Raw genomic sequence first — 25,718 nt, 5'->3', positions numbered from 1 at the left:
TCTTGCTGTGCCGCGTCACCGGTTACTTTTGGCGGCAGAACAGATCATAGACAACTTCCATGATCTGTTTCGGGCGGTCATCGGTCAGACTGTAATAGATGGTTTTGCCATCGCGGCGCGGGGTCACAAGCCCCTCTAGCCGGAGGCGTGACAATTGCTGGGACACCGCCGCCTGCCGCGCAGACAGCAACTCTTCCAATTCGGTCACGGATTTCTCGCCAGAGGCCAGATGGCACAGTATCATCAGACGCCCCTCATGGCTGATCGCCTTGAGAAAATTGGACGCCCGCATCGCATTGGCGGCCATCTTGTCCATGTCTTCGGCGCAGATGTCCTTGTCGAACACGGGCAGGCTGGATGTGCTTGCCGGTTCCGACGGTGTCAGGCCGTCTTGGTGTGAAACGCTCGTGTCCATCGTCATCCTCAATTCAATGGCGGGCTGTCGGCTATTTCCAGCATCTTTTCCAGAAGCCCCCAAAAGAAGTCTTCTCCAGGATAGCCCTCGATGCGTGAAATTTCCAGATTATCCTGCATCAGCACAAATGTCGGGGTAAAGCTGAGCCGTCTGGCAAAGGTCAAATCCTCCGGCAAGGCCGTGTGAATATCGATCCGGCGCAGGGGGGCGGATTGGCCTTCGGGGGTTTTGGGATAGATATGGGCAATCTCGTCATTCCAGCGGGCGCACCAGACACATCCGTCTTCTTCGACCATAACCAATGACAGCTCAGCCGCCGCCGAGAGGGCAGAGGAGAGCAGCAAAAAAGCAGACAGTAAGACGCGACGCAGGAACATGGTAAATTGACCTTTGGTAGTAATAATACATAATATGAATATGTGAATTACTCAAGGGCGGGTCTGGGTCATGATGGATATTACCTTTGCAGGGGCCTGGATCGCCGGGCTGTTGTCGTTCCTGTCGCCCTGCATCCTGCCGATTGTGCCCTTCTACCTGAGCTATCTGGCCGGTGTCGGCATGAACCAGATCCAGGCGGACGCGCAGATTGACCGTAGCGTCCGCATCCGTGCGGTGTTGGCCGCCTGTTTCTTTGCTGCCGGTGTCATCACCATCTTTATGGGGCTTGGGGCCGTAGCCACGACCTTTGGTCAGGCGGTGCGCGAATACTTTGACATCCTGCGCTGGATCGCAGCGGCGATTATCATCGCGATGGGCCTGCATTTTCTCGGAGTAATCCGCATTGGCATCCTGTACCGGCAATTGCGGGCCGATGGTGGGGATGCCTCCAACGTCAGCCTGCTGGGCGCTTATGTGATCGGGCTGGCCTTTGCCTTTGGCTGGACGCCCTGCGTGGGGCCCGTGCTGGCGGCGATCCTGTTCACCGCGGCGGGCGCAGATACCGCATCGACCGGCGCGGCCCTGCTTTTCGTTTACGGGTTCGGCATGACCTTGCCCTTCATCCTTGCGGCATTGTTCATCGGACCCTTCATGCGCTGGATGCAGAAATTCCGCCGCCATCTGGGAACCATTGAAAAGCTGATGGGGGTGATGCTGATTGTGTTCGGCATTCTGATCGCGACAAACTCGATCAACTATATCGCACAGTGGATGCTGTCGATTGCGCCGGACATCGGTGTGCTGAGATAAGGGAGAGACACCTATGAAACGGATTGCAATACTGGTCGCAAGCCTGCTGGCTTTGGCGCTGCCTCTGCACGCGGCAGAGGTGGGCGATGACGGGCTGCACAAAGCCCCTTGGATGCGCGACACTTTCAAAGATCTGAGCGAGGATCTGGAAGAGGCCAACGCCGAGGGCAAGCGGTTGGTGGTGATGATTGAACAACGCGGCTGTATCTACTGCACCAAGATGCACGAAGAGATCTATCCGCAGCCCGAAATTGCCGATTACATCGCGCAAAACTACTTTGTCGTGCAGGTGAACATGTTTGGCGATGTCGAGGTCACCGACTTTGACGGAGAGACACTTTCCGAGAAACAGATGGTGCGCAAATGGGGCGTTTTGTTCACGCCAACGATTCTGTTTTTCCCCGAAAATGTAGAGGATGGCATGACGGCATCCCAAGCGGCGGTGGCCACGATGCCCGGTGCCTTTGGCCGCCAAACCACGTTTGACATGTTCAACTGGGTCGTCGAGAAAGGCTATGTCGGAGACGAAAGTTTCCAGAAATATCATGCCCGTAAGATCGCCGAACGTGCCGGGTGATCGGATGGGCGCACACGAGATTGGTCGCTCAGATAAAAAAATTCATTAAACTGAATTTGTTGTTGCGTGATCGGGAAATCGTGCGCTACGGTATACAAAACGCCGTGAAGGCAAGGGAGGACGCATGAAGATTTTAGGAACTGCAGCCGTGATTGCGGGCATGCTGACAAGCGCGGCACTGGCCGAAGCCGTGGCGCCTACAGCGGTGAAATACGACGAGGGCACCGTTGCGATGTCATTGTCGGGCGCAGCTGGTGATCCGGTTGAAGGCCGCAACATCGTTGGCAACAAGAAAAAAGGCAACTGCGTGGCCTGTCATCAGGTCACCGATCTGAGCGATGTGCCGTTCCACGGCGAGATCGGTCCTGCGCTGGATGGCGCTGGTGATCGCTGGAACGAAGCAGAGCTGCGCGGGATCGTGGCAAACGCCAAACTCATGTTCGAAGACACGATGATGCCAGCCTTCTACAAGACCGAGGGCTTCATCCGCCCGGGCAAAGCATACACAGGCAAAGCGGCGGACGAGACCTTTGGTCCGGTCCTGACTGCGCAACAGATCGAAGATGTTGTCGCCTACCTCAAGACACTCAAAGAATAATCCGCAGGGTCTGCGGACCAGACTAGGAGATCACTCATGGAATTCACACGACGCAATGCGCTGGCGCTTGGGGCGGGGGCACTTGTTCTCGCGGGTCTTCCGGTCAAGGGCTACGCCGCAGGCGAAGCCGAGATCGAAGCCTTCACCGGCGGCGCAGCAATGGCCGACACCGGCGTGACACTGACCGCGCCCGAGATTGCCGAGAACGGCAACACCGTGCCAATCGAGGTCGACGCCCCCGGCGCGGTCGAGATTATGGTGCTGGCACTGGGCAACCCGACGCCGCCGGTCGCCACTTTCAAATTCGGCAAGCTGGCCGCATCGCATCAGGCCTCCACACGTATCCGCCTGGCGGGCACGCAGGACGTTGTTGCCATCGCCAAAATGGCAGACGGCACATTCGCCAAGGCATCCAGCACAGTCAAAGTAACAATCGGCGGCTGCGGCGGCTAAGGCATTAAGGAGAATTCAACATGGCATCTGGTGTAAAACCCCGCGTCAAAGTCCCCAAAAAGGCGGCCGCCGGTGAGGCGATCACGATCAAGACTTTGATCAGCCACAAAATGGAATCCGGCCAGCGTAAAGATGACGATGGCAACCCTATTCCACGGTCCATCATCAACCGGTTCACCTGTGACTTTAACGGTGAAAACGTGATTGACGTGACCCTTGAGCCGGCAATCTCGACCAACCCCTATCTGGAATTTCAGGCCACCGTGCCCGAAGCCGGTGAATTCAAATTCACTTGGTATGACGATGATGGGTCGATCTACGAAACAAGCAAAAAAATTGCGATCGGCTGAGGGGCTGTGTCACTGGGAGGAACACATATGAAACGACTGGCACAAATGGCCTGCACGGTATCGGTGATGGCATTTGGCGGGGCGGCGATGGCCGATCCGGTGGATGATACGCTGATCCTGAACGAAGACATCACCATGGTGACGCGCACAGCGGCGCCTGCGCATCTTGAGGATGCAGTGGATGAGGTTCTTTCGGGTTGGCTTTTCCGCGGAACTGAAACCCGCGCCATGCAAGCGGATGATTTCGACAACCCCGGCATGATCTTTGTGGAACAGGCCGAAGATGTCTGGAACACCGCAGAAGGCTCCGAAGGCAAGTCCTGCGCAAGCTGCCATAACGAGCCTGATACAATGGCCGGCGTGCGTGCTGTGTATCCCAAGTGGAACGAAGCAGCAGGGGAGGTGCGCACCCTTGAGATGCAGATCAACGACTGCCGCGAAAACCGTATGGGCGCGGAAAAGTGGAAGTACACCAAAAGCAACATGGTCAATATGACCGCGCTGCTGGCGTCTGTGTCTCGCGGTATGCCGATCAATGTCGCCATTGACGGTCCGGCGCAATCAACGTGGGAGCAGGGCAAGGAGCTCTACTACACCCGCACAGGTCAGCTGGAACTGTCTTGCGCCAATTGCCACGAAGACAGCTATGGCAAGATGATCCGCGCCGATCACCTCAGCCAGGGCCAGATCAACGGCTTCCCCGTTTACCGCCTGAAAAACACCAAGCTGAACGCGGTGCATGCCCGTTTCAAAGGTTGTGTGCGCGACACCCGCGCCGAGACCTACAAGCCCGGTTCGCCTGAGTTTATCGCGCTTGAACTGTACGTCGCATCACGCGGCAATGGTCTGTCCGTCGAAGGGCCGTCCATCCGAAACTAAACCATGACCCCGCGCAGGACGCTGCGCGGGGTTTTTCGCACTTATTAAATTCATAAATGCGCATACGTGCGCGTGACCGGAGCCACCCTATGATTTCTCGCCGTGATTTCCTGCAAACCTCCATGGCCGCTGCGGCGCTTTATGGTGGGTCCGGTTTTGGCAATTGGGCGCAACTTGCTGCGCAACAGGCCCTGACACAGGACAAGCTGCTGGAGTTTGACAGCTTTGGGAATGTCTCGTTGATCCATGTCACGGACATCCATGCGCAGCTCAAACCGCTGTATTTTCGCGAGCCTGAGGTCAACATCGGTGTTGGTAACAACAAAGGTGCAGTGCCTCATGTCACCGGCGCCGATTTTCGGCGCGCTTACGGCATCGAGGACGGCAGCCCCTCTGCCTATGCCCTGACTTATAATGATTTTGCGTCGCTGGCCAAAGGCTATGGCCGTGTGGGGGGACTGGACCGGGTTGCGACCGTGATCAATTCGATCCGTGCCGACCGCCCCGATGCATTGCTGCTGGATGGCGGCGACACATGGCATGGCAGCTATACCTGCTATCACACCCAAGGGCAGGACATGGTCAATGTCATGAACGCCCTCAACCCCGACGCGATGACCTTCCACTGGGAATTCACGCTGGGCTCTGACCGGGTGAACGAGATTGTAGAGGGCCTGCCGTTTGCCGCGCTGGGTCAAAACATCTTTGACGCTGAATGGGATGAACCCGCCGAATTGTTCCCGCCTTATAAATTCTTCGAACGCGGCGGTGTAAAGATTGCGGTCATCGGTCAGGCCTTCCCCTATATGCCCATCGCCAACCCCGGCTGGATGTTCCCCGAATACGCCTTTGGCATCCGCGACGAGAACATGCAGGAGATGGTCGATCGGGTGCGTGCCGAAGGGGCGGAACTGGTGGTTTGCCTCAGTCACAACGGCTTTGACGTGGACAAGCGGATGGCAGGCATTGTGACGGGCATCGACGTGATCCTGTCCGGTCACACCCATGACGCGCTGCCCGAGCCGGTGTTGGTGGGCGACACGATCATCGTTGCGTCCGGGTCCAACGGTAAATTTGTCAGCCGCGTCGATCTGGATGTGCGCGATGGCCGCATGATGGGCTTCCGCCACAAGTTGATCCCGATCTTCTCGGATGTGATCACCCCCGATGCAGAGGTGGCCAAGCTGATTGATGAACAGCGTGCGCCATACCTCGACGATCTGACAAAGGTGATCGGCAAGACGGCTGATGACCAAACGCTTTACCGCCGTGGCAATTTCAACGGCACATGGGATGATTTGATTTGTGATGCGCTGATCTCGGAACGGGAGGCGGATATCGCCTTGTCCCCCGGTGTGCGCTGGGGCCCGTCGATCCTGCCCGGTCAGGACATCACCCGCGAAGACATCTGGAACGTCACCTCGATGACTTATGGCGAAGCTTACCGGACCGAGATGACGGGTGAATTCCTGCATATAGTGCTGGAGGATGTGGCCGACAACCTGTTCAACCCTGACCCCTATTACCAGCAGGGCGGCGATATGGTGCGCGTCGGTGGCCTTGGCTACAGGATTGACGTGACCAAGCCGCAGGGCGACCGCATCACCGAGATGACCTTGCTCAAAACGGGCGAGATGATTGATCCGTCCAAGACCTATCAGGTCGCGGGCTGGGCCTCGGTGAACCAAGGCACCGAAGGGCCGCAGATCTGGGATGTGGTCGAGGCCCATATCGCCAATCAGGGGACAGTATCCCTTGATCCGAACAACAGTGTGAAAGTTGTCGGGGTTTAACCCCCGAACTGCCAGAGGAGACATAACAGATGTCAGATAAGAAAACGCCGGGCGCTCCCTCGCGCCGTGCCTTCCTAAGCGGGGCCGCAGCGGCCAGTGCAGGCGCCATCGCCGCGGGCACCGCCCGTGCCGCCAGCCCTGATCCGTTGATCACGCAAGTACAGCCTTGGGCACAGGAGTTGGGTGATGGCGTGGATGCCACGCCTTATGGCCTGCCGATTGAATATGAAAACGACGTGATCCGCCGTAATGTGGAATGGTTGACCGCTGACACCGTCAGTTCGATCAATTTCACCCCGATCCACGCACTTGACGGTACAATTACCCCGCAGGGCTGCGCGTTTGAGCGGCACCACTCCGGCGCGATTGACCTGAAAAAGCAGGACTACCGCCTGATGATCAACGGTCTGGTCGATACGCCGCTGGTCTTTTCCTACGCCGATCTCGAACGTTTCCCGCGCGAGAACCACGTCTATTTCTGCGAATGCGCCGCCAACACAGGCATGGAATGGGCCGGGGCCCAATTGAACGGGGCGCAATTCACCCACGGCATGATCCACAACATGGAATACACGGGCGTGCCGTTGCGCACCCTGCTTGAAGAGGCCGGTCTGGATACCGCAGGTGATCTCAAGGACAAGTGGGTGTTCGTCGAAGGCGCAGATGCGTCATCAAACGGGCGTTCCATTCCGATGGAAAAGGCCTTGGACGATGTCTTGGTCGCTTTCAAAGCCAACGGCGAGGCGCTGCGCAAAGAACACGGCTATCCTGTGCGTCTGGTTGTCCCCGGTTGGGAAGGCAACATGTGGGTCAAATGGATCCGCCGGATCGAGGTCACGGATGCGCCGGTCGAAAGCCGCGAAGAGACCAGCAAATACACTGACGTCTTGGAAAACGGCATTGCCCGCAAATGGACCTGGGCGATGGATGCCAAGTCGGTCGTCACCTCGCCCAGCCCGCAAGCGCCGATCACCCACGGCAAAGGGCCATTGGTGATCACCGGGCTGGCGTGGTCCGGGCGCGGTGCGATCAAACGTGTCGATGTGTCCAAGGATGGCGGCGAAACATGGGAAACCGCCCGCCTGGCCAAGCCGGGCGAGAAAATGGCGATGACCCGCTTTTATCTCGATACCGATTGGGACGGGGAAGAGATGATGCTGCAATCACGTGCCATGGACGACACCGGATATGTGCAGCCCACCAAGGCGCAATTGCGCGAGGTGCGCGGGCTCAACTCCATCTATCACAACAACTGCATCCAGACATGGTTGGTGCGCAGCACGGGCGAGGCTGAAAATGTCGAAGTTTCTTAAATCCATTCCCCTGATCGCTTTGCTGGCCGGATTGGCCGCGCCCGCATCCGCCGAGAAATTCGGCCTTGGCCGCGCGGCCCTGCCCGAGGAAATTGCCGCATGGGACGGCGATGTCAGCCCCAATGGGGATGGCCTGCCTGCCGGATCAGGGGACGCGATTGTTGGCGAAGAAATTTTTGCCGAGCAATGCGCGGTCTGCCACGGTGATTTTGCCGAAGGGATCGACAACTGGCCCAAGCTGGCCGGCGGTGCGGATACCCTCGATCACGAAGATCCGCTCAAGACGGTCGGCTCTTACTGGCCGCATCTCAGCACGGCATTTGACTATATCAAACGGTCCATGCCCTACGGCAATGCGGGCACGCTCAGCGATGATGAGGTCTATGCGATTGTCGCCTATATCCTGTATTCCAACGATCTGATCGAAGATGATTTTGTCCTGTCGGATGAAACATTTGCCGATGTTGAATTGCCCAACGCGCAGGGATTCATTTTGGACAACCGCGCGGAGACCGAATACGCAATCTGGAGCGGTGAGCCCTGCATGGAAAACTGCAAGGATGAGGTCAAAGTGACCATGCGTGCCATGGTTCTTGATGTCACCCCCGAAGAAGACAAGCCGGCAACTGCCGAAGTCACACAAGCCAATGCAGCCAAGGCCGAAGAGACCGAAGAAGCGCCGGTTGAAGCCGCCGCGCCTGCGATTGACGCCGAATTGGCGAAGGCGGGCGAGAAGGTATTCAAAAAGTGCAAAGCCTGCCATCAGGTCGGCGCCAAAGCCAAAAACCGCTCTGGTCCGGTCCTGAACGGGATCGTCGGCGGAGCATCCGGAGCCGTGGACGGGTTCAAATATTCCAAAGCTCTGAAGGCCGCTGCCGAAGGCGGATTGGTCTGGACACCTGAAGAATTGGCAGCTTTCCTCGAAAAGCCGAAGAAATACCTCAAGGGGACCAAAATGGGCTTTGCCGGTTTGAAAAAGGAAAAGGATCAAGCGGCGGTGATTGAATACCTCAAGACCTTCGCGGAGTGATGGAGTGACCGTACGGTTCACATCTCTCCTGACGTTTCTCGCCGCCGCGTTGGTGGCGGGGGTCTCCTCTGCCACAGAAGTGGGCGATGCGGTAAACGGTGCGAAAGTTTTCCAGCAATGCAAAGCTTGCCATCAAGTGGGAGAGGGGGCCAAAGATCGGGTTGGTCCGCAATTGAACGGTGTATTTGGCCGCAGGGCGGGCGTAATCGAGGGGTTCCGATACTCCAAAAGCATGGACCGGATGGGCAATGATGGCCTGACTTGGACAGCCCAAACACTTGACGCCTATATCGAGAACCCCAAGGCGCTGGTGTCCAAAACCCGAATGAACTTCAAGGGGATCAAGGACGCAGCAGACCGCGACGATCTGCTCGTTTATCTGCGGCAGTTTTCGGACGATCCGGCAAACTTTCCCGAAGCGGAGCCAACAGCAACGGCAACGGATCATGACATAGATCCCGCCATTCTCGCGCTGCAGGGCGATCCGGAGTATGGTGAATATCTGGCTGGAGATTGCAGCACCTGCCATCAGCGTGACGGTGAGGATGCGGGTATCCCCTCGATCACCAACTGGCCAGCCGAAGATTTTGTCGTGGCCATGCACGCCTACAAACGCAAGCTCAGGCCGCATCCGGTGATGCAGATGATGGCAGGCCGGTTGTCAGACGAAGAGATCGCGGCGTTGGCCGCATATTTTGAGGCCCTCGAATAGGGCCCGTCAGGGAGGAAGAAAAATGAAACTGAACAGACGTCATTTTATCGGGACATCAGCGGCTGCTGCGGCGTCCCTTTCCGCGCCAATGGTTTTGGCGGACGGGCATGGCAAACCGCGTGTCGTGGTTGTGGGCGGCGGTGCAGGCGGCGCAACGGCGGCGCGTTATATCGCCAAAGACAGCAAGGGCGCGATCGACGTCACGCTGATTGAACCCACGCGCATGTATTACACCTGCTTTTTCTCCAACCTCTATCTGGGCGGGTTCAAGGACATCGAAGACATCGGTCACAGCTATGGCAGTTTGGCTGCGGGTGGCGTGAACGTTGTGCATGACTGGGCCGTGGGCGTGGACCGCGACGCCAAGACAGTTTCCCTCGCCGGTGGCGGCAGCGTCCCCTATGACAAGCTGATCCTCAGCCCGGGCATTGATTTTGTAGATGGCGCAGTTGAAGGCTGGGATCTGTCCGCCCAGAACGCCATGCCCCACGCCTACAAGGCCGGATCGCAAAGTGAACTGCTCAAGGCGCAACTGATGGCGATGCCCGAAGGCGGCACCTTTGCCATGGTCGCGCCGCCCAACCCGTACCGCTGCCCGCCCGGCCCCTATGAGCGGGTGTCGATGGTTGCGCATTTCCTCAAGGCCAACAATCCTACGGCCAAGATCATTGTTGCGGACCCCAAGCCAAAGTTCTCAAAGATGAGCCTGTTTCAAGAGGGTTGGGCCAACCACTATGAGGGCATGATCGACTGGATCGGCGAAGACTTCGGCGGCGGCAATGTTTCGGTTGATCCGAATGCAATGACCGTCACCATCGACGGCGAAGAAACCAAAGTGGATGTGTGCAACGTCATCCCCGCAATGAAAGCGGGCCGGATCGCGGAGATCGCGGGTGTCACTGATGGCAATTGGGCTCCGGTCAATGCCGCCGATATGTCCACCAAGGCCGACGCAGAGATCTACGTTCTGGGCGATGCATCCCAGCAAGGCGATATGCCCAAATCCGGGTTCTCGGCCAACAGTCAGGCCAAGGTCTGCGCCAATGCGGTGCGCGGAGCCTTGACCGGCTCCAAGGTGTTCCCGGCGCGGTTCTCCAACACCTGCTGGTCGCTGATCGACACCAATGATGGTGTGAAAGTCGGTGCAAGCTATGAGGCCACGGACGAAAAGATCGCCAAGGTTGAAGGGTTTATCTCAAAAACCGGCGAAAGCGCGGATTTGCGTAAGGCCACCTATGAAGAATCCGAAGGTTGGTACGCGGGCATCACCGCAGACATGTTCGGTTGATTTACAAGCTGCCGGGCTTTGATCAGGGTCAAAGCCCGGCAGCAAAGGATATGGTAATCTGGCCCTGAGAAAAGGGGATCAATCCATGAAAAACACATTTATCGCAGGCTTGTTTGCCGCCTCTATGGCCGTCACTGCACATGCTGACACATTGTCCACTGTCTATGACTTTGACGGCAGCTTTGACGATGCCACCTTTAGCGTCGAAAGCGCCATCGTCGGGCGCGGCCTGGTCATCGACTATGTCAGCCACACTGGCGAGATGCTGAACCGCACCGGCGCGGATGTAGGCAGCGATGTCACAATCTTTGACGGCGCGGATATCTTTTTGTTCTGCTCGGCCGTTCTGTCCCGCAAGGTGATGGAGGCCGATCCGATGAACATCGCCCATTGCCCATACGGTATCTTTGTCACCGACAAGGACGGCAAGGTCTCTGTCGGATATCGCAACTATCCTGACGGCCCGATGCAAGAGGTGCAAAGCCTGTTGGATGACATCGTCCGCGAAGCGGTTGGCGAGTGATCGCGCATCTGTAACCACTGATCTGTCCGAGGATTGCCCATGTTAGAGGCCCTGATCGACCGCTTTGGCGATCCGGCTGTGTTGATGATGGCCGGTGCGATCACTGGCGTGATCTTTGGCATGGCCGCCCAACATTCCCAGTTTTGCCTGCGCGCCGCTACCGCCGAAGTCGCCGAGGGGCGGTTTGGATCGCGGTTGTCGATCTGGCTGATTGCGTTTTCGGCGGCGGTAATGCTGGTGCAGGGCGCCGTGGCGTTTGGCCTCTTGGACGTGTCAAACGCGCGGCAACTCGCCGCCACCGGCAGCATGTCTGGCGCGATCATCGGCGGTTTGATGTTTGGCGCAGGCATGATCCTTGCGCGGGGCTGTGCCAGTCGTTTGTTGGTGTTGTCGGCAACCGGCAATATGCGGGCGATCCTGACCGGGTTGGTGTTGACGCTGGTCGCGCAGGCCTCCCTGCGGGGGGTTCTGTCACCTGCTCGCGAAAGCTTGACGGTGCTGTGGTTGGTTGAGGGCGGCGAGGCGCGGAACATGCTGATCCAATTGGGGTTGAGTGCAGGCCTGGCAGCCATAGCGGCGGCGCTGGCCTTGCTCAGCGGGCTGGTCTTGGCAAGGCGGACACAGGTGCAGTTCAGCCGCATCTTTGCCGCTGCCGGTGTTGGCGCAGCTGTGGCACTGGGCTGGGCTTTGACCTATGCCATATCGCAGACTTCGTTTGATGTGGTGCCTGTATCGTCTGTCACCTTCACCGGACCATCGACAGACACTTTGATGGGGTTGGTCAATGCGCCCGACCTGCCACTTGGCTTTGGCGTCGGGCTGGTGCCGGGGGTTTTTGCGGGCGCTGGATTGATGGCGCTGCTCAGCCGCGAAATCAGGATCGAACGGTTTGGCCCTGACACGCCAATGGAGCGCTATTTGCTGGGCGCTGTTTTGATGGGTTTTGGCAGCATGCTTGCTGGAGGCTGTGCGGTGGGTGCGGGCATGTCGGGCGGGTCGATCTTTGCGATCACGGCATGGGTCGCTGTCTTCTGCATGTGGCTGGGGGCAATGGCCACCCACACCTTACTGCGCCGCCGGGTGGCCTTGGCCGCCTGAAGCGCAGGCGGCCATCAGAGCCTATTCAAATTCCATCTGCTCATAGACCCGGCCTGCGTTCTTGGTCGCCAGCTCTTCGAACGTATCAAGATGCGCATAGGGCGATTGATCCACGTAATAAGCCTCAGCCAGATCGCCGCCGTCTTCCAGATGCGCGCCAACCTTCCCGCGCAGGTATTCCAGATACCCTTTGGTATAGCGCCGCACCTGATCCATGTTGGTCGGATGGCCATGGCCGGGGATCACATAGGTTGCGCCCAATGCTTCAAATTCGGTGTCCCAAGTCTCAAGCCAATCGGCGGTATAGGTGTGTTCAAAGATCGGCAACATCCGTTCGTGAAAGGCCATATCGCCGGAAATCACCAGACTTAGCGCAGGCAACCAGACCACGATATCGCCGGGGCTGTGTGCGGGGCCAAGATACCGCGCCTCAATCTCCATACCGCCCATGGAAATCGGATAGCTGTCTTCAAATGTCTCATCCGGCATCACCACGCGGGTCTGATCAGCGCGTTCCAAAAGACGGTTCTGATGTGCCCGCAGGCTGGCACCGCCGTATTCCTCAATCTCATGGGCGGCATCCACGTGGGCGACAATCTTGACGCCTTGATCGGCCCAATAGGAATTGCCCAGCATCGCATGCCCTTGACCGTTTTCATTCAGCACCAGCTTGACGGGTTGATCTGTCAGCGCCTTGATCTCTTTGTGCAGCGCCTCGGCCAGCAGGTAGGAGGCGCCGCCATTGATCACCACAACGCCGTCGCCTGTCACGATAAAGCTGAGGTTGTTGTTGTGCCCGGCGTTGTCATAAGTGGGCGGCGCAGTGGCCCCGATGGCAGAATAAATACCGGGGATGAACTCCACCGGTTTGGAATACAGCATGGAGCCGGGATATTGATCTGCAATGTCCTCGCTGGCCTGTGCGGCCCCGGCCAAAATGCATGTGGAAATGAGCAGTGAACGCAGCATTATATCTGTCCTGTAAATGTGTAACCGTCTGAGCCTTTTTCGACATATCCCGCACCTTGGGGCAGGTGGTAACCGATGACCTGCATCTGTTCTGCGGCCAGTTGATCCATCAACGCAACGCGGGTTTGCGCGGCGAGATCCTGATCCTGATCCGATCCTGATCGCCAGTCAGGCCGGGCAAAGGCGACGTGATGATTGCCTATACAATCACCAAGGATCATCACCGCGTTGCTGCCCGATCGCACCTCAAATGCCATGTGGCCGGGGGTATGACCAAAGGTGGCCCGCGCCGCAACACCGGGCAATATCTCTTCTCCGTCTTTGAAAAAGGCGATGCTGTCTTCGATCATCTCAAGCCGCCGCTGTGCCCCCACGGCAAAGGACGCGCGCGCATCGCCAATGGTATCAACGGTGTTGGGGTCCATCCAATAATCCCACTCGGTTTTCCCGATCATGTAGCTGGCATTGCTGAACAGTGGATCGTCAAAATCATCCAGCAGCCCCCAAAGATGATCAGGATGCGCATGGGTAAACACCACATCGGTCACATCTTCTGGCGTGACCCGCAATGCCTCTAGAGAGGTCAGAAGCGTGCCCGCATTGGGGGCAAAATCCGGGCCCGAGCCAACATCAAACAAGACCACACGATCGCCGCTGCGCATTAAGGTCACATTGCACGGCGGCGTCAAAACATCCGCAGACAGATCGAAGCGTTCGATGATCGGGGCCAGTTCATCCTGCGGCATCGGATCAAAAATGAAACCGCCCGGCAGGGTCAAAGACCCGTCACTGACCACATCCAGGCGGATGTCCCCCAGATCAATCTGGGCAAAGGCGGGGCCGGGTCGTACCCCGAATGCCGCGCTAGCCATCAGGCCCGCACCGCCTGCCACAAAATCGCGTCGAGAAAGCGCCATCTGATACCTCCGCAAAAATTCGATAGTATGAATATGATGGGTTGTTTCGGATTAATCAAGCGATAGCACGGGCGCAGTTGACTTTGCCTGCCTGCAAAGGCTTGTCTGCATGGGTACGCTCCGCCGCGTCCGCAACCCAAGGCCCCGTGATGATCGGAAACACCTTTACCCTCAAACAGCTCGAAGCCCTGATCTGGGTGGCTGATCTGGGCAGTTTTCGCAAAGCGGCGGCACATCTGAACACCACACAGCCGAACATTTCCGCCCGGATTGCCGGATTGGAAGCGACCCTGGGCACCACCTTGATGTTGCGCAATGCCGGATCGGTGCAATTGACGGACAAAGGCACCGAGATCGTGCAAGCGGCCCGCCGGGTGCTGCATGAGGCCGAGGGGCTGATCACGGTGGCAAAGCGGCCCGATCTCATTCAAGACCGCCTGCGCCTAGGTGTCACGGAACTGGTGGCCTGCACGTGGCTGCATAGCTTTCTGCTCAGCCTCAAGGACGCCTATCCCAGTGTAAGCGTGGAACTGACGGTGGATCTGTCACGCAACCTTGATATTGCCTTGACCAAAAACGCGCTGGATCTGGCGATCCAGACCGCGCCCTTCACATCCAGCGCCACGGGCATCACGGAATTGGGGCAATACCCCTATGTCTGGGTTTGCGGTGCGTCACTGACATTTGAGGAAGGCGGGCAATATGGTGTTGGTGACCTTTTGGAAGCAGGCATCCTGACCCCAGCGCGGGACACGCAAGCCTCCATCGCGCTGAATGAATATGCTGACCAACAAGGGCTGCCGAAGGGGCGGATCGTGCCGTCAAACAGCCTGTCGTCTTGTGTAAAAATGGCCCGTGATGGCCTTGGCGTTGCGGTCCTGCCAAGGGCCTTGGTCACAGCGGAGGCAGGCGGCGCACCATTGCGGCAGTTGCAGGTGGACTGGACCCCGGCACCCCTGCGCTTTGCCGCCCGTTATCAGGCGGGCAAAGTGGCGCAATATGTTCAAGAGGCCGCCGCCATCGCCGGACGTATCTCGGAGGATTACATCCGTGCCGAGGCCGAAGCGGTGGTTTTCTAAGGCCAGAAGGATCACAAAAATCTATCACTCCTATCGGAAATAAGAATTGGATTTGATCCGCCTCCCCCCGCTACGCTGCGGAAAATCAATCAGGTTGGACAGATGACACAGAATGCGATTCGACTGGGCGTAGACATTGGCGGCACCTTTACCGACGTGGTGCTTGAGGTGGACGGCAGCCCATATTCCACCAAGGTGCTGACCACCTACGCCGCGCCGGAGAACGCCATTATCGATGGGATGCATCAAGTTTGCACCAAGGCCGGGATTGCCCCGTCCGATATCGGCCAGATCATCCACGGCACAACCTTGGCCACCAATGCGCTGATCGAACGGCGCGGGGCCAAGACGGCGCTGATCACCACCCAGGGGTTTCGGGATGTGATCGAGATGCGCACCGAAAGCCGGTTCGAACAATACGATCTGAACCTGAACCTGCCAGAACCGCTTTTGCCGCGGCAGTGCCGCTTTACCGTGCCGGAACGTGTGGATGCCCGCGGCGCAGTGCTGATCCCGCTGGACCGGACTGAAGTTGAGGCAGTCGTCGATCAGATCGCAGCGGCGGGCTATGACAGTGTCGCCATTGGTTTGATGCATTCCTATCTCAATGGCGATCACGAACGGCTGGTGGCCGAGGTGGTGGCAGAAAAGATGCCCGGCGCGATGATTTCGCTGTCTTGTGAGGTCTCGCCGCAGATGCGCGAATATGAGCGGTTCAACACCGTGGTCGCCAACGCCTACATCAAACCTCTGATGAAGTCCTATCTGGGCCGTCTGGAAGGACGTTTGCGCGATGAGGGCGTCAGCTGCAACATCTTCCTGATGCATTCCGGGGGCGGAATTATCTCCATCGAAAACGCGGCAGAATTCCCGGTGCGTTTGGTCGAATCCGGTCCTGCAGGTGGGGCGGTTTTTGCGGCCCATATCGCGGCGCGTTATGGCTTGGACAAGGTGTTGTCGTTCGACATGGGCGGCACCACGGCCAAGATTTGCTTGATCAAGGATCAGACGCCCAAAACCAGCCGCGTGTTTGAAGTGGCGCGGACCTACCGATTCAAAAAAGGGTCGGGCATGCCAATTTCTATCCCGGTGATCGACATGGTCGAGATTGGCGCGGGCGGTGGCAGTCTGGCCCATGTGGACAGCATGCGCCAAATCCGCGTCGGCCCCGAAAGTGCAGGGTCCGAGCCGGGACCAGCCTGTTACGGGCGCGGCGGTAACAAACCTGCGGTGACGGACGCCGATCTGGTTTTGGGCAAGCTGGATCCGGACAATTTTGCCGGTGGGTCGATCCAGCTCGAAACCGCCAGCTCCGAAGGGGCATTGTCCAGCGTTCTGGGCGAGGTTCTGGATATGGATGCCGCCACCGCCGCATTTGGACTGGCAGAGGTGGTCGATGAAAACATGGCCAACGCCGCCCGCGTGCATGCGGTTGAGAACGGCGAAGACCTTAGCGAATACACGATGATCGCCTTTGGCGGTGCGGCCCCACTGCACGCCGGACGGCTGTGTGAGAAACTGGGCGTGGATCGTCTTTTGGTGCCGCCGGGGGCCGGGGTCGGCTCTGCCATCGGGTTCTTGCGGGCGCCCTTCAGCTTTGAAGCAAACCGTTCCGTCTATATGAAACTGTCGGACTTTGACGCGCCCAAGATCCAAAGCCTGTTGTCAGAGCTCAAGGCCGAGGCAACAGGATTTGTCCGCAACTGCGATGCAAACGCGCCGATCCTGTCAGAATTCAAAGTCTACATGCGCTATGCTGGTCAAGGCTGGGAAATCCCGATTGTCCTGACCGAAGATCAAGCGATGACCCCAGATGCCGCCACATTCGAGGCGCGGTTTGAAGAAGACTACGTCAAGCTGTTCGGCCGCAAGGTGGCCGGACTTGATATCGAGATCACTGTTTGGTCCGTCAACGCGACAACCCCGCCTGAACAGGTGGCACAAATAGCCATGGCACAGCCTGCGGGCGATGCACCGGTTGCCGGACGCCGCCAGATGTTCGACCCGGCCAAATCCGCCTATCAGGATGCGGCCGTGGTCCTGCGCGACCAAATGGCCGAAGGGGCAGAGATCGCAGGCCCCGCCGCCGTGACCGAGGATGAAACCACCATCATCATCCCCTCCAGCCGCAAGGCTATTCGTCAGCCTGACGGCTGCATCGACGTAAGCGTGAAAGGGTAAACCCATGGCAAAGCAACATTCAAACGTCGCCTATCAGGTCATGTGGAACCGCCTGATTTCGGTGGTCGAAGAACAGGCGCAGGCGCTCGTGCGCACCGCGTTTTCCACCTCTGTGCGCGAGGCGGGCGATTTGTCGGCAGGGGTCTATGACACCCACGGCAAAATGCTGGCCCAGGCGGTCACTGGTACGCCGGGGCATGTTAACGCGATGGCCGATGCGGTTGCGCATTTCATTCGCCGGATAGGGCGCCAGAATATCATCGAGGGTGATGTCTATATCACCAACGATCCATGGGAAGGCACCGGCCACCTGCATGACATCACCATGGTCACGCCCTCGTTTCACAAGGGTGTTATCGTGGGGTTCTTCGCCTGCACCGCGCATATCGTGGATATCGGCGGGCGAGGGTTTGGCGCGGATGCGGCCAGTGTTTACGAAGAGGGGCTGTATATCCCCATCATGAAATTCGCCGCAGGCGGTGAGGTGGATGAAACGCTGGTGCGTATCATTCGCGGGAACGTGCGCGAGCCGGATCAATTGGTCGGGGATATCTTTGCCCTGACCACCTGCAACGAGATTGGCCATCGCCGGCTGGCCGAGATGATGGAGGAATTCGATCTGGACGATCTGGACGGGATCGGCGGTTTCATCCTCGAAAACTCCCGCCGTGCCACATTGGAACGGATCAACGCCCTGCCGCGCAAATCCGCCTCGGGCGAGATGACGGTGGATGGCTTTGCCACGCAGATCACGCTTAGGGTCAAGGTCAGTATCGAAGAGGATCGCATCCTGTCTGATTTTACCGGCACCACCGGCGTCGACAAAAAGGGCATCAACTGCCCGCTGGTCTACACCAAGGCCTACGCCTGCTATGCGCTCAAATGCGCGATCGCGCCGGAGATCCCGAACAACGCGGCCTCACTTGCACCATTTGAGATCACCGCGCCCGAAGATACCATCGTGAATGCGGTGCACCCCGCACCCGTGGCCCTGCGCCATATCGTTGGGCATTTTGTGCCTGATACGGTCTATGATGCGCTCGATAAGATCCTGCCGGATCTGGTGCCCGCCGAAGGAGCCGGATGTTTGTGTAACTTCCAGGTTTCCTTGCGCCCGCGCAGCGATGGCCCTGCGCCAAAAGGCGCGCGGCGGTCCGAGGTGTTGACCTTCAATTCTGGTGGATCAGGCGCACGGCCCGAACATGACGGGTTGAACGCCACGGCCTTCCCTTCGGGCGTGATGACCATGCCCGTAGAGGCCACCGAACATGTCGGCCCGGTGATCATCTGGCGCAAGGAACTGCGCGAAGACAGCGGCGGCGCGGGCAAACAGCGGGGCGGTCTGGGGCAATTCATGGAAGTGGGCGCACAAGAAGGATACGAGTTTGACATTCAGGCGATGTTTGACAGGGTGGATCATCCGGCCCGTGGTCGCCGTGGCGGCGCGTCCGGCGCACCCACTACGATTGCGCAGGATGACGGCAGCACAATGAACGGCAAGGGCAAACAATTTGTGCCTCATGGCCGCAAGGTGATGATGGCCTTCCCCGGCGGTGCTGGCTACGGCGATCCGTCCCAGCGCGATCCGGCGTTGGTCAAACGCGATCTGGCCCGCGGCTATATCTCGGCCGAGACCGCCGCAAAAGACTATGGGCTCAGCCCCGAAGACATCGCCGCCGTGCAAGCGGCCATCAACAAAGGAGAGAACCTAGCATGAGCAAACTGCAAGCCCCTGCACATCAAAACTATGATGTTGTGATCGTCGGCGGTGCCATTATGGGATCGTCGGCCGCTTGGTTTTTGTCCAAGGACAAAGATTTTGACGGACGCATTCTGGTGGTGGAGCGTGATCCGACCTATCAGAACTCATCAACCATGCACACGAATTCCTGCATGCGTCAGCAGTTCTCGACCCAGCTTAATGTGAAAATCTCGCAGTTTGCCGCCGAGTTTGTGAAAAACCTGCGCGAATACATGGGCGGCGACACCCGTGTGCCTGACCTTGGTATCCGCAGTTTTGGATATATGTATCTGGCGGACAATGACGGCTTTGCCGATGTATTGCGCGAGAACCAGAAAATTCAGCATGCCGCAGGGGCGGCGACCCAGTTGATGACCCGCGACGAGATTGCGCAGGCCTATCCATTCTACAACCTTGATGACATCGTGCTTGGCTCGATCAATCTGGTTGACGAAGGCTATTGGGACGGCACAGCCGTGTTTGATTGCCAGCGCCGCGCCGCGAAGGAGGCCGGGGTTGAGTATATCCAGAACGAGGTCGTCGCAATCACCAAGAATGCCGCCGGCACGCAGGTGGAAAGTGTCACGCTGTCCTCGGGCGAGATCGTGTCTTGCGGACAGGTTTTGAATGCCTCCGGCCCCCGCGCCAACCGCACCGCGCAAATGGCGGGGATCGAAATTCCGGTTGAGCCGCGCAAGCGTTTCACCTGGATATTCACGGCAGAAAAGCCGCTGGACCGCGACCTGCCACTGACAATTGATCCCTCTGGCGTGCACGTGCGCGAAAACGGCGGCGGCACCTATCAGGCAGGCGGACACGCGGATATTGATCCGGCGGTGGACTTTGATGATTTCGCGATGGATCATTCGATCTGGGAAAACCATATCTGGCCAACCCTCGCGACCCGCATCCCGCAGTTTGAGGCGATCAAAGTGCAGTCCGAATGGGCAGGGCATTATTCCTACAACACCTTTGATCACAACGCGATCTTGGGGCCACATGATGAGGTTTCGAACTTCTTTTTCCTCAACGGTTTCTCGGGCCACGGATTGCAACAATCTCCGGCCATGGGGCGCGGCACCGCCGAGATCATGTTGCATGGCAACTACAAGACCCTCGACCTGAGCGAGTTTCATTTCAACCGGATCGGGCAAAACCGGCCGGTCAGCGAGAAGGCAGTGATCTAATGGATCTGGAGCAGAACCCGTTTACCCATGCCATTGCCGCAGGGCAAAAGCAGCTTGGCCTCTGGATCAGTTTCGCCAGCGCCTTTGCCGCCGAGGTCACAGCGCCAAGCGGCTATGACTGGGCACTGATCGATATGGAGCATTCGCCCAACGATTACTTTAGCGTTCTGGGCCAGTTGCAGGTTTTTGCCTCCAGCCAGACAACCGCCATTGTGCGGCCCGAATGGAATGATCCGGTGATCGTCAAACGCCTGCTCGATATGGGCGTGCCGGGGCTGTTGTTTCCGATGATCCAAACGGTCGAGGAAGCGCAAAAAGCAGTCGCCGCTACCCGCTATCCGCCGCTGGGCATGCGCGGTGTGTCGGGCAACACGCGGGCCAACAAGTTTGGCCGCGTGGGGGATTATTTTGCCAAAGTTGCCGATGAAACCACGGTTCTGTTGCAGATCGAAACCGCATCGGCGCTTGAACAAGCCGAGGATATTGCCGCCGTGGACGGTGTCAGCGGGATCTTCTTTGGACCGGCGGATATTGCCGCCGATATGGGCCTGCTGGGCAAGCCGATGGATGATGCGGTTTGGAATGCGATCATGCCGGTTGCGCGGCGGTTGATGGACAAGGGCATGCCAGTTGGCACCTTGGTGTCTGATCCGGCATTTGCCGCCAAATTGCTGAACGACGGGTTCACTTTTGTTGCTTGCGGCAGTGACACCGGCCTGTTGGCCAAGGCCAGCGATGCCTTGTTGGCAGAGGTGAAAGGCCAGCTCAGATGACCTATGCCGCAGCCCGTCTTGCCACAGTGAAGCCATCTGCATCCGCCGCCGTCAGTCAAGCCGCCAAGGCCGCCAAGGCCGCAGGCCGCGATGTCATTGATCTGGGGTTGGGCGAGCCGGATTTTGACACGCCTGCCCATATCGTTGAAGCGGCGCATCAGGCCGCGTTGGCCGGAGACACCCGTTATCCGCCCACCCAAGGCACATTGGCCGCGCGGCAAGCGGTCAGTGCCAAATTCGCCCGCGAGAACGATCTGAATTATTCTGCCGAAACCGAAGTGATTGTCAGCAATGGCGCAAAACAGGTGATCTTTGACGCGCTGATGGCAACGTTGGAGCCGGGCGATGAAGTGGTGCTTTGTGCGCCCTACTTTGGCCAATACAAAGATATGGTGCTGATCCTTGGCGGTGTGCCGGTGACGGTCAAAGCCAAGGCCGAGGATGGCTTTTGCCTAACGCCCAAGGCGCTGGCGGATGCGATCACGCCCAAGACCCGCTGGATCATTCTCAACAGCCCATCCAATCCGGCGGGCGCAACCTATGATGATGCGGCCCTACGCAGCTTGGGCGCAGTGCTGCGCGATCATCCTCGGGTATTGATCCTGTCTGATGAGATCTACGAACACATCCTGTTCGACGGGCGCAACTTCCTGTCCTTTGCCGCCGCATGTCCGGATCTGAAAGACCGCACGCTTACGGTCAACGGCGTTTCCAAAGCCTATGCCATGACCGGATGGCGGATCGGTTATGCGGGCGGCCCCGCGCCCTTGATTGCCGCAATGACCAAGGTGCAATCGCAGATCAGCTCTGGCCCCTGCACCATCGCGCAGGCCGCTGCCGTGGCCGCATTGAACGGCCCCCAAGACGACGTGCGCCGGTTCAACGCCGCGTTCGAGGCACGCCGCAATCTGGTGGTAGACCGGATCGCGCCGATTGAGGGCCTGACACTCGACGCACCGGGCGGGGCTTTCTACGCCTATATTGGCTGCGCGGATTTCATCGGAGCAAGGACGCCAGACGGCTATGTGATTGCCAGCGACATCGATTTTGCCGCCTATCTTCTGGACGCGGCAGGCATCGCCGCCGTACCCGGCAGCGCCTATGAGCTGTCACCCTATTTCCGCCTCTCGACGGCCACCTCGGCCGAGGTTCTGGACAAGGCGATGAACCGCCTTGCCCAGGCCACATCAAAACTCAAGAAAGACTGACCCATGAAAAAACTCGTTTTGACAGGCGCCGCTGGCCGCCTTGGTTCCTACTTGCGCGAACCGCTGACCCGGATGTGTGATGAACTTGTCTCGACCGACATTGTGGATGACATTGGCACCCTCTATCCCGGTGAGACCTACATGAAGGGTGATCTGGCCAGCCTTGATGACATGCTGAAGGTTCTCGAAGGCGCGGACATGGTTGTGCATATGGGCGCCTATGCGGATGAAGGCCCGTTTGAAAAACTGCTCGGCCCGAATTTCATCGGGGCCTATAACATCTGGGAAGCTGCCTATCGCCAAGGCCTGCGCCGCGTGGTTTACGGCAGCTCGATCCATGCGGTTGGGATGCACCCCAAGACCGACTTTATCGGCGTGGATGCGCCGCACCGCCCGGATACCTTCTATGGTCTGGCCAAATGCTTTGCCGAGGATCTGGGCAGCATGTATTGGGACAAACGCGGGCTGGAAAGCGTGCATATGCGCATCCTGTCCTGCGCACAGGTCAACAACGCGCGGGCGCTTGGATCATGGTTGTCTTATGACGATCTGATTCAGCTGGTGCAGCGGTCCATCGACACCCCAGTGACGGGTTTCAGCGTCGTTTACGGCGTGTCAAACAATGACCGCGTGCCGGTGGACAATGCCAAGGCGTCTTTCCTCGGTTACCGCCCCAAAGACAACGCCGAACAATTTGCCGAACAGGTGCTTGCCGACACCCCGCCGATGGACAACCAAGACCCCGGCAACATGTGCCACGGCGGCCCGTTTGCCTCGGTCGAGCTGGGAAACAGCGGCGTGGCATCGATGAACATTGTGAACGACAAAAAAGAAACCTGATGGAGGACACTATGAGTGATATCAAAGTTGCACTGATCACCGCCGGCGGTAGCGGCATGGGCGCGGACAGCGCCCGCGCATTGGCTGCCGATGGGTACAAGGTCGGGATCCTGTCCTCTTCCGGCAAGGGCGAGGCACTGGCGCAAGAATTGGGCGGGATCGGGATCACTGGCACCAACAAATCCAATGATGATCTGCAAAAGCTGGTCGATCTTGCGATGGAGAAATGGGGCCGCATTGACACCTTGGTCAATTCTGCTGGCCATGGCCCTCGGGCACCTGTGCTTGAGCTAACCGATGACGACTGGCACGAAGGGATGGAGGTCTATTTCCTAAATGCGGTGCGTCCGTCGCGTTTGGTCACTCCGATCATGCAAAAACAAGGTGGCGGCGCGATTATCAACATCTCAACCTTTGCCGCGTTCGAGCCCAATCCGGTGTTTCCAACGTCAGGCGTTATGCGGGCCGGGCTTGCCGCCTTTAGCAAGCTTTTTGCCGATAAATATGCCGCTGAGAACATTCGTATGAACAATGTCTTGCCCGGCTTTATCGACAGCCTGCCGGAAAAAGAGGAATTCCGTTCGATGATCCCGATGGGACGATACGGCAATTCGCTAAGCGAGATTGCCAGCGTGGTCGCGTTCCTTGCCTCACCCGGCGGGGCTTACATCACCGGCCAGAATATCCGCGTTGACGGCGGGATCACCCGGTCTGTTTGATCTACTGTTGCGCGATAATGCAGCAAAGGGCCGCCCCCTGGAGCGGCCCTTTGCGTTTAATCCTGATGAACGGTCGTCCCAAAGGACGAGGGCAAGGTCACCTCGATCAGCTCGCAATCGTCTGACGGTTTGACATAGCGGGTCTTGAGGAACGGCGGCAGGACAAAGGCATCCCCCGCAACCAGATCATGGGTTTTGCGCCCTTCGCTGTCGGCCTCAAGGGTCAGGCTGCCCTCTTTGACAAAGGTGAACAGGATATCGGTGTCATGGCTGGTCCAAGCACCCTGTGCATTCGTGCCGGGGCGGCTGACCTGTACCCCTGCAATGCCTCGGGTGGCCGCACCAATGCCCGTATCACGCGCCTCCCATCCGGGCACACGCCATGGGGTCCAAGTCGCCTGATCCTCGCGGTGATGCACGAACTTGGTGCCGTCCCACTCCCGATCGGGGTTCGCGGGGCCGTTGGGCAGCTCCATCTCGTGATCAATGGTGGTGATATGTTCCGCAGGCACGCCGATCTCCAACACCTCGACATTGTCTGACGCTTCAAGCACCCGGTGGCGGATCTGCGGCGGCTGGATCACGCAATTTCCGGCCTCAAGGATAAACGGCTCGCCATAGTCTTCATAGACCAATCGCACCCAGCCGCGATAACAAAAGATCAGCTGAAAACCGACGGTGTGATAATGCACCATATCCGGCACCGGCCCGCCATCGGGAATGCGGATGTGACTGGCGATGATTGACCCGCCCAGACGGTCGGTGATTAGATCGCGATATCGCATGCCCGCCCGCCCGATGATCCAGCTGTCGCTGTCGGCCAAGCGGCGCACCATGAAGGAATGTTGCGTCTCAGGGATCACCAGCGGCGGATTGGCATCCTGTATCTCGACCTGATTGCCATTGGGTGAGGTCACTATCGCGCCCACACCGCCCAGATCATCCGGCGCATCGCAATAAAGCACCACCTTGCCCGGCGCGACCGCTGCGCCGCGTTCCAGCCGCAGCCGCAGACCGTGACCAGAAACCACCGCCACAGCCGGATCATCGGCAGGATATATCGTGTCCAGCCGGAAGCCCAACTGGCCAAGGAAAAACGGCATCTCGGTTTTCAGGTCTTGCACAGGCAGGACCAGTTCGGCGCTTCGGATCGCCTCGGGTTTGAGGTTTAGGTCAGCGTTCATTTTGGTGGCCTTTCAGGAGGAGGAAGTGGAAACAGGCGCAGCATCGCCCAGATCGGGTTCGGAGGAATTGACCACCAGAATACGGGCGGGCGTACCATCGGGCGTGAGATAGGCATGCGCCATGCCCGCGTCGAAATAGATGGAATCTCCGGCGTTCAGGCGCAGGGGGGCGTAATGCTCTGAATGCAGGACAAGCACGCCCTCCATCACCAGCAGGAACTCTTCGCCGCTGTGACTGGCCATGCCGCCCACTTGATCCAGCGCGGTCGCGGTTACCACATCGATGGCAGGGTGCATTTTTTTGTTCGACAGATCGGCACCCAAAACGGCGGAGGTGAACCGCGCCGTGTCAATCTGGCGGCCCTCACCGGCGCGGGACACTGACCTTATGCCGCTGCGGATCGGATGGGCAGCAGGTTCATAGAATGCGGTGATATCCACGTTCAACGCTTGGCTGAGGATATAGAGATTATGAGCCGAGACCAGCGTTTGCGCGTTTTCCACGCGGGACAGGGTCGCATCCGAGATACCAGTGACCGCCGCAAGTTTTGCCAGAGAATACCCCTGCGCCATACGAAATTCGCGCAGCCGTGTGCCAATGCAAAGATCGGTATCGTCTGTCGGTGGTCTGTCTAGTTGTGCCACAAGCATCCCCATCCGGTTTAGAGGGGAGCATTACATATCTGTAATGAGTTTGCAATAC

Annotated in this window: 27 protein-coding genes; 21 read left to right on the top strand and 6 right to left on the bottom strand. The window is 58.4% G+C overall.

The window, feature by feature from the left end:
• Positions 1-22: 22 nt before the first annotated feature.
• Both C8N31_RS11350 and C8N31_RS11345 read right to left on the bottom strand, forming a co-directional pair.
• Positions 23-415 carry an ArsR/SmtB family transcription factor gene (locus C8N31_RS11350; RefSeq protein WP_051544662.1) on the bottom strand — a complete coding sequence of 131 codons (393 nt, stop codon included), beginning with the start codon at positions 413-415 and terminating at the stop codon, positions 23-25.
• A gap of 8 nt (positions 416-423) precedes the next feature.
• Positions 424-792 carry a thioredoxin domain-containing protein gene (locus tag C8N31_RS11345; RefSeq protein ID WP_025049671.1) on the bottom strand — a complete coding sequence of 123 codons (369 nt, stop codon included), beginning with the start codon at positions 790-792 and terminating at the stop codon, positions 424-426.
• A gap of 70 nt (positions 793-862) precedes the next feature.
• Between C8N31_RS11345 and C8N31_RS11340 the strand changes: the two genes are divergently transcribed.
• The 13 genes from C8N31_RS11340 (at position 863) to C8N31_RS11280 (ending at position 12,217) form a co-directional block, all read left to right on the top strand.
• On the top strand, positions 863-1,603 hold the full coding sequence (locus C8N31_RS11340; RefSeq protein WP_025049672.1) for a cytochrome c biogenesis CcdA family protein: 741 nt from the start codon (positions 863-865) through the stop codon (positions 1,601-1,603).
• A 13-nt stretch (positions 1,604-1,616) separates the two neighbouring features.
• Entirely contained in the window at positions 1,617-2,180 is a 564-nt protein-coding gene (locus tag C8N31_RS11335) for a thioredoxin family protein (protein WP_025049673.1), read from the top strand.
• A gap of 124 nt (positions 2,181-2,304) precedes the next feature.
• A complete protein-coding gene (gene soxX / locus C8N31_RS11330; RefSeq protein ID WP_025049674.1) occupies positions 2,305-2,778 on the top strand; it encodes a sulfur oxidation c-type cytochrome SoxX in 474 nt (157 codons plus the stop codon).
• Positions 2,779-2,814: 36 nt separating this feature from the next.
• The gene (gene soxY / locus C8N31_RS11325; RefSeq protein ID WP_025049675.1) at positions 2,815-3,231 is read left to right on the top strand and encodes a thiosulfate oxidation carrier protein SoxY; all 417 of its coding nucleotides are present in this window, start codon (positions 2,815-2,817) and stop codon (positions 3,229-3,231) included.
• A 20-nt stretch (positions 3,232-3,251) separates the two neighbouring features.
• Entirely contained in the window at positions 3,252-3,581 is a 330-nt protein-coding gene (gene soxZ / locus C8N31_RS11320) for a thiosulfate oxidation carrier complex protein SoxZ (RefSeq protein WP_025049676.1), read from the top strand.
• Between the two features lie 27 nt (positions 3,582-3,608).
• Complete coding sequence (gene soxA / locus C8N31_RS11315; protein WP_025049677.1) at positions 3,609-4,460, top strand: sulfur oxidation c-type cytochrome SoxA; 852 nt, start codon at positions 3,609-3,611, stop codon at positions 4,458-4,460.
• 89 nt (positions 4,461-4,549) lie between these two features.
• On the top strand, positions 4,550-6,253 hold the full coding sequence (soxB, locus tag C8N31_RS11310; protein ID WP_025049678.1) for a thiosulfohydrolase SoxB: 1,704 nt from the start codon (positions 4,550-4,552) through the stop codon (positions 6,251-6,253).
• 29 nt (positions 6,254-6,282) lie between these two features.
• On the top strand, positions 6,283-7,566 hold the full coding sequence (soxC, locus tag C8N31_RS11305) for a sulfite dehydrogenase (RefSeq protein ID WP_025049679.1): 1,284 nt from the start codon (positions 6,283-6,285) through the stop codon (positions 7,564-7,566).
• Positions 7,550-8,596, top strand: a complete 1,047-nt coding sequence (locus tag C8N31_RS11300) for a c-type cytochrome (protein ID WP_025049680.1) — start codon at positions 7,550-7,552, stop codon at positions 8,594-8,596. The genes soxC and C8N31_RS11300 overlap by 17 nt, the downstream gene beginning before the upstream one ends.
• Positions 8,597-8,600: 4 nt before the next feature.
• The gene (locus C8N31_RS11295; protein ID WP_025049681.1) at positions 8,601-9,308 is read left to right on the top strand and encodes a c-type cytochrome; all 708 of its coding nucleotides are present in this window, start codon (positions 8,601-8,603) and stop codon (positions 9,306-9,308) included.
• A gap of 22 nt (positions 9,309-9,330) precedes the next feature.
• The gene (locus C8N31_RS11290; protein ID WP_025049682.1) at positions 9,331-10,596 is read left to right on the top strand and encodes an NAD(P)/FAD-dependent oxidoreductase; all 1,266 of its coding nucleotides are present in this window, start codon (positions 9,331-9,333) and stop codon (positions 10,594-10,596) included.
• A gap of 85 nt (positions 10,597-10,681) precedes the next feature.
• Entirely contained in the window at positions 10,682-11,119 is a 438-nt protein-coding gene (locus tag C8N31_RS11285; protein WP_025049683.1) for a DUF302 domain-containing protein, read from the top strand.
• A gap of 39 nt (positions 11,120-11,158) precedes the next feature.
• Positions 11,159-12,217 (top strand): YeeE/YedE family protein, encoded by a 1,059-nt coding sequence (locus tag C8N31_RS11280; RefSeq protein WP_025049684.1) that lies wholly within the window; start codon positions 11,159-11,161, stop codon positions 12,215-12,217.
• 21 nt (positions 12,218-12,238) lie between these two features.
• Here the strand turns inward: C8N31_RS11280 and C8N31_RS11275 are convergent, their stop codons facing one another.
• A complete protein-coding gene (locus C8N31_RS11275) occupies positions 12,239-13,186 on the bottom strand; it encodes an MBL fold metallo-hydrolase (protein WP_107992372.1) in 948 nt (315 codons plus the stop codon).
• Positions 13,186-14,103, bottom strand: a complete 918-nt coding sequence (locus C8N31_RS11270; protein ID WP_025049686.1) for an MBL fold metallo-hydrolase — start codon at positions 14,101-14,103, stop codon at positions 13,186-13,188. The genes C8N31_RS11275 and C8N31_RS11270 overlap by 1 nt, the downstream gene beginning before the upstream one ends.
• 149 nt (positions 14,104-14,252) lie before the next feature.
• Here C8N31_RS11270 and C8N31_RS11265 point away from each other — a divergent pair, with 149 nt between their 5' ends.
• From C8N31_RS11265 to C8N31_RS11230, 8 genes are all read left to right on the top strand, one after another.
• Positions 14,253-15,182, top strand: a complete 930-nt coding sequence (locus C8N31_RS11265) for a LysR family transcriptional regulator (RefSeq protein WP_037906050.1) — start codon at positions 14,253-14,255, stop codon at positions 15,180-15,182.
• 102 nt (positions 15,183-15,284) lie between these two features.
• Positions 15,285-17,363, top strand: coding sequence for a hydantoinase/oxoprolinase family protein (locus C8N31_RS11260; RefSeq protein WP_025049688.1), 2,079 nt, complete (start codon positions 15,285-15,287; stop codon positions 17,361-17,363).
• A 4-nt stretch (positions 17,364-17,367) separates the two neighbouring features.
• Positions 17,368-19,080 carry a hydantoinase B/oxoprolinase family protein gene (locus tag C8N31_RS11255; protein ID WP_025049689.1) on the top strand — a complete coding sequence of 571 codons (1,713 nt, stop codon included), beginning with the start codon at positions 17,368-17,370 and terminating at the stop codon, positions 19,078-19,080.
• Positions 19,077-20,291 (top strand): NAD(P)/FAD-dependent oxidoreductase, encoded by a 1,215-nt coding sequence (locus C8N31_RS11250; protein ID WP_025049690.1) that lies wholly within the window; start codon positions 19,077-19,079, stop codon positions 20,289-20,291. The genes C8N31_RS11255 and C8N31_RS11250 overlap by 4 nt, the downstream gene beginning before the upstream one ends.
• A complete protein-coding gene (locus tag C8N31_RS11245; RefSeq protein ID WP_025049691.1) occupies positions 20,291-21,064 on the top strand; it encodes an HpcH/HpaI aldolase family protein in 774 nt (257 codons plus the stop codon). Before C8N31_RS11250 ends, C8N31_RS11245 begins: the two co-directional genes overlap by 1 nt.
• Positions 21,061-22,272 (top strand): pyridoxal phosphate-dependent aminotransferase, encoded by a 1,212-nt coding sequence (locus tag C8N31_RS11240; protein ID WP_025049692.1) that lies wholly within the window; start codon positions 21,061-21,063, stop codon positions 22,270-22,272. Before C8N31_RS11245 ends, C8N31_RS11240 begins: the two co-directional genes overlap by 4 nt.
• Positions 22,273-22,275: 3 nt before the next feature.
• On the top strand, positions 22,276-23,112 hold the full coding sequence (locus C8N31_RS11235) for an NAD-dependent epimerase/dehydratase family protein (protein ID WP_025049693.1): 837 nt from the start codon (positions 22,276-22,278) through the stop codon (positions 23,110-23,112).
• 11 nt (positions 23,113-23,123) lie between these two features.
• Positions 23,124-23,831: an SDR family oxidoreductase gene (locus C8N31_RS11230; protein WP_025049694.1), complete on the top strand. Its 708-nt coding sequence runs from the start codon at positions 23,124-23,126 to the stop codon at positions 23,829-23,831.
• 56 nt (positions 23,832-23,887) lie between these two features.
• Here the strand turns inward: C8N31_RS11230 and C8N31_RS11225 are convergent, their stop codons facing one another.
• The gene (locus C8N31_RS11225; protein ID WP_051544656.1) at positions 23,888-25,015 is read right to left on the bottom strand and encodes a cupin; all 1,128 of its coding nucleotides are present in this window, start codon (positions 25,013-25,015) and stop codon (positions 23,888-23,890) included.
• Positions 25,016-25,027: 12 nt separating this feature from the next.
• A complete protein-coding gene (locus C8N31_RS11220) occupies positions 25,028-25,660 on the bottom strand; it encodes a helix-turn-helix domain-containing protein (protein WP_170116161.1) in 633 nt (210 codons plus the stop codon).
• Positions 25,661-25,718 lie beyond the last annotated feature (58 nt).

Origin of the sequence: Sulfitobacter mediterraneus, from assembly GCF_003054325.1 — a bacterium.
GTDB classification, from domain to species: Bacteria; Pseudomonadota; Alphaproteobacteria; order Rhodobacterales; family Rhodobacteraceae; genus Sulfitobacter; species Sulfitobacter mediterraneus.
The sequence above is the reverse complement of the archived record's forward strand: the minus strand, read 5'-3'. Positions and strand labels throughout refer to the sequence as shown.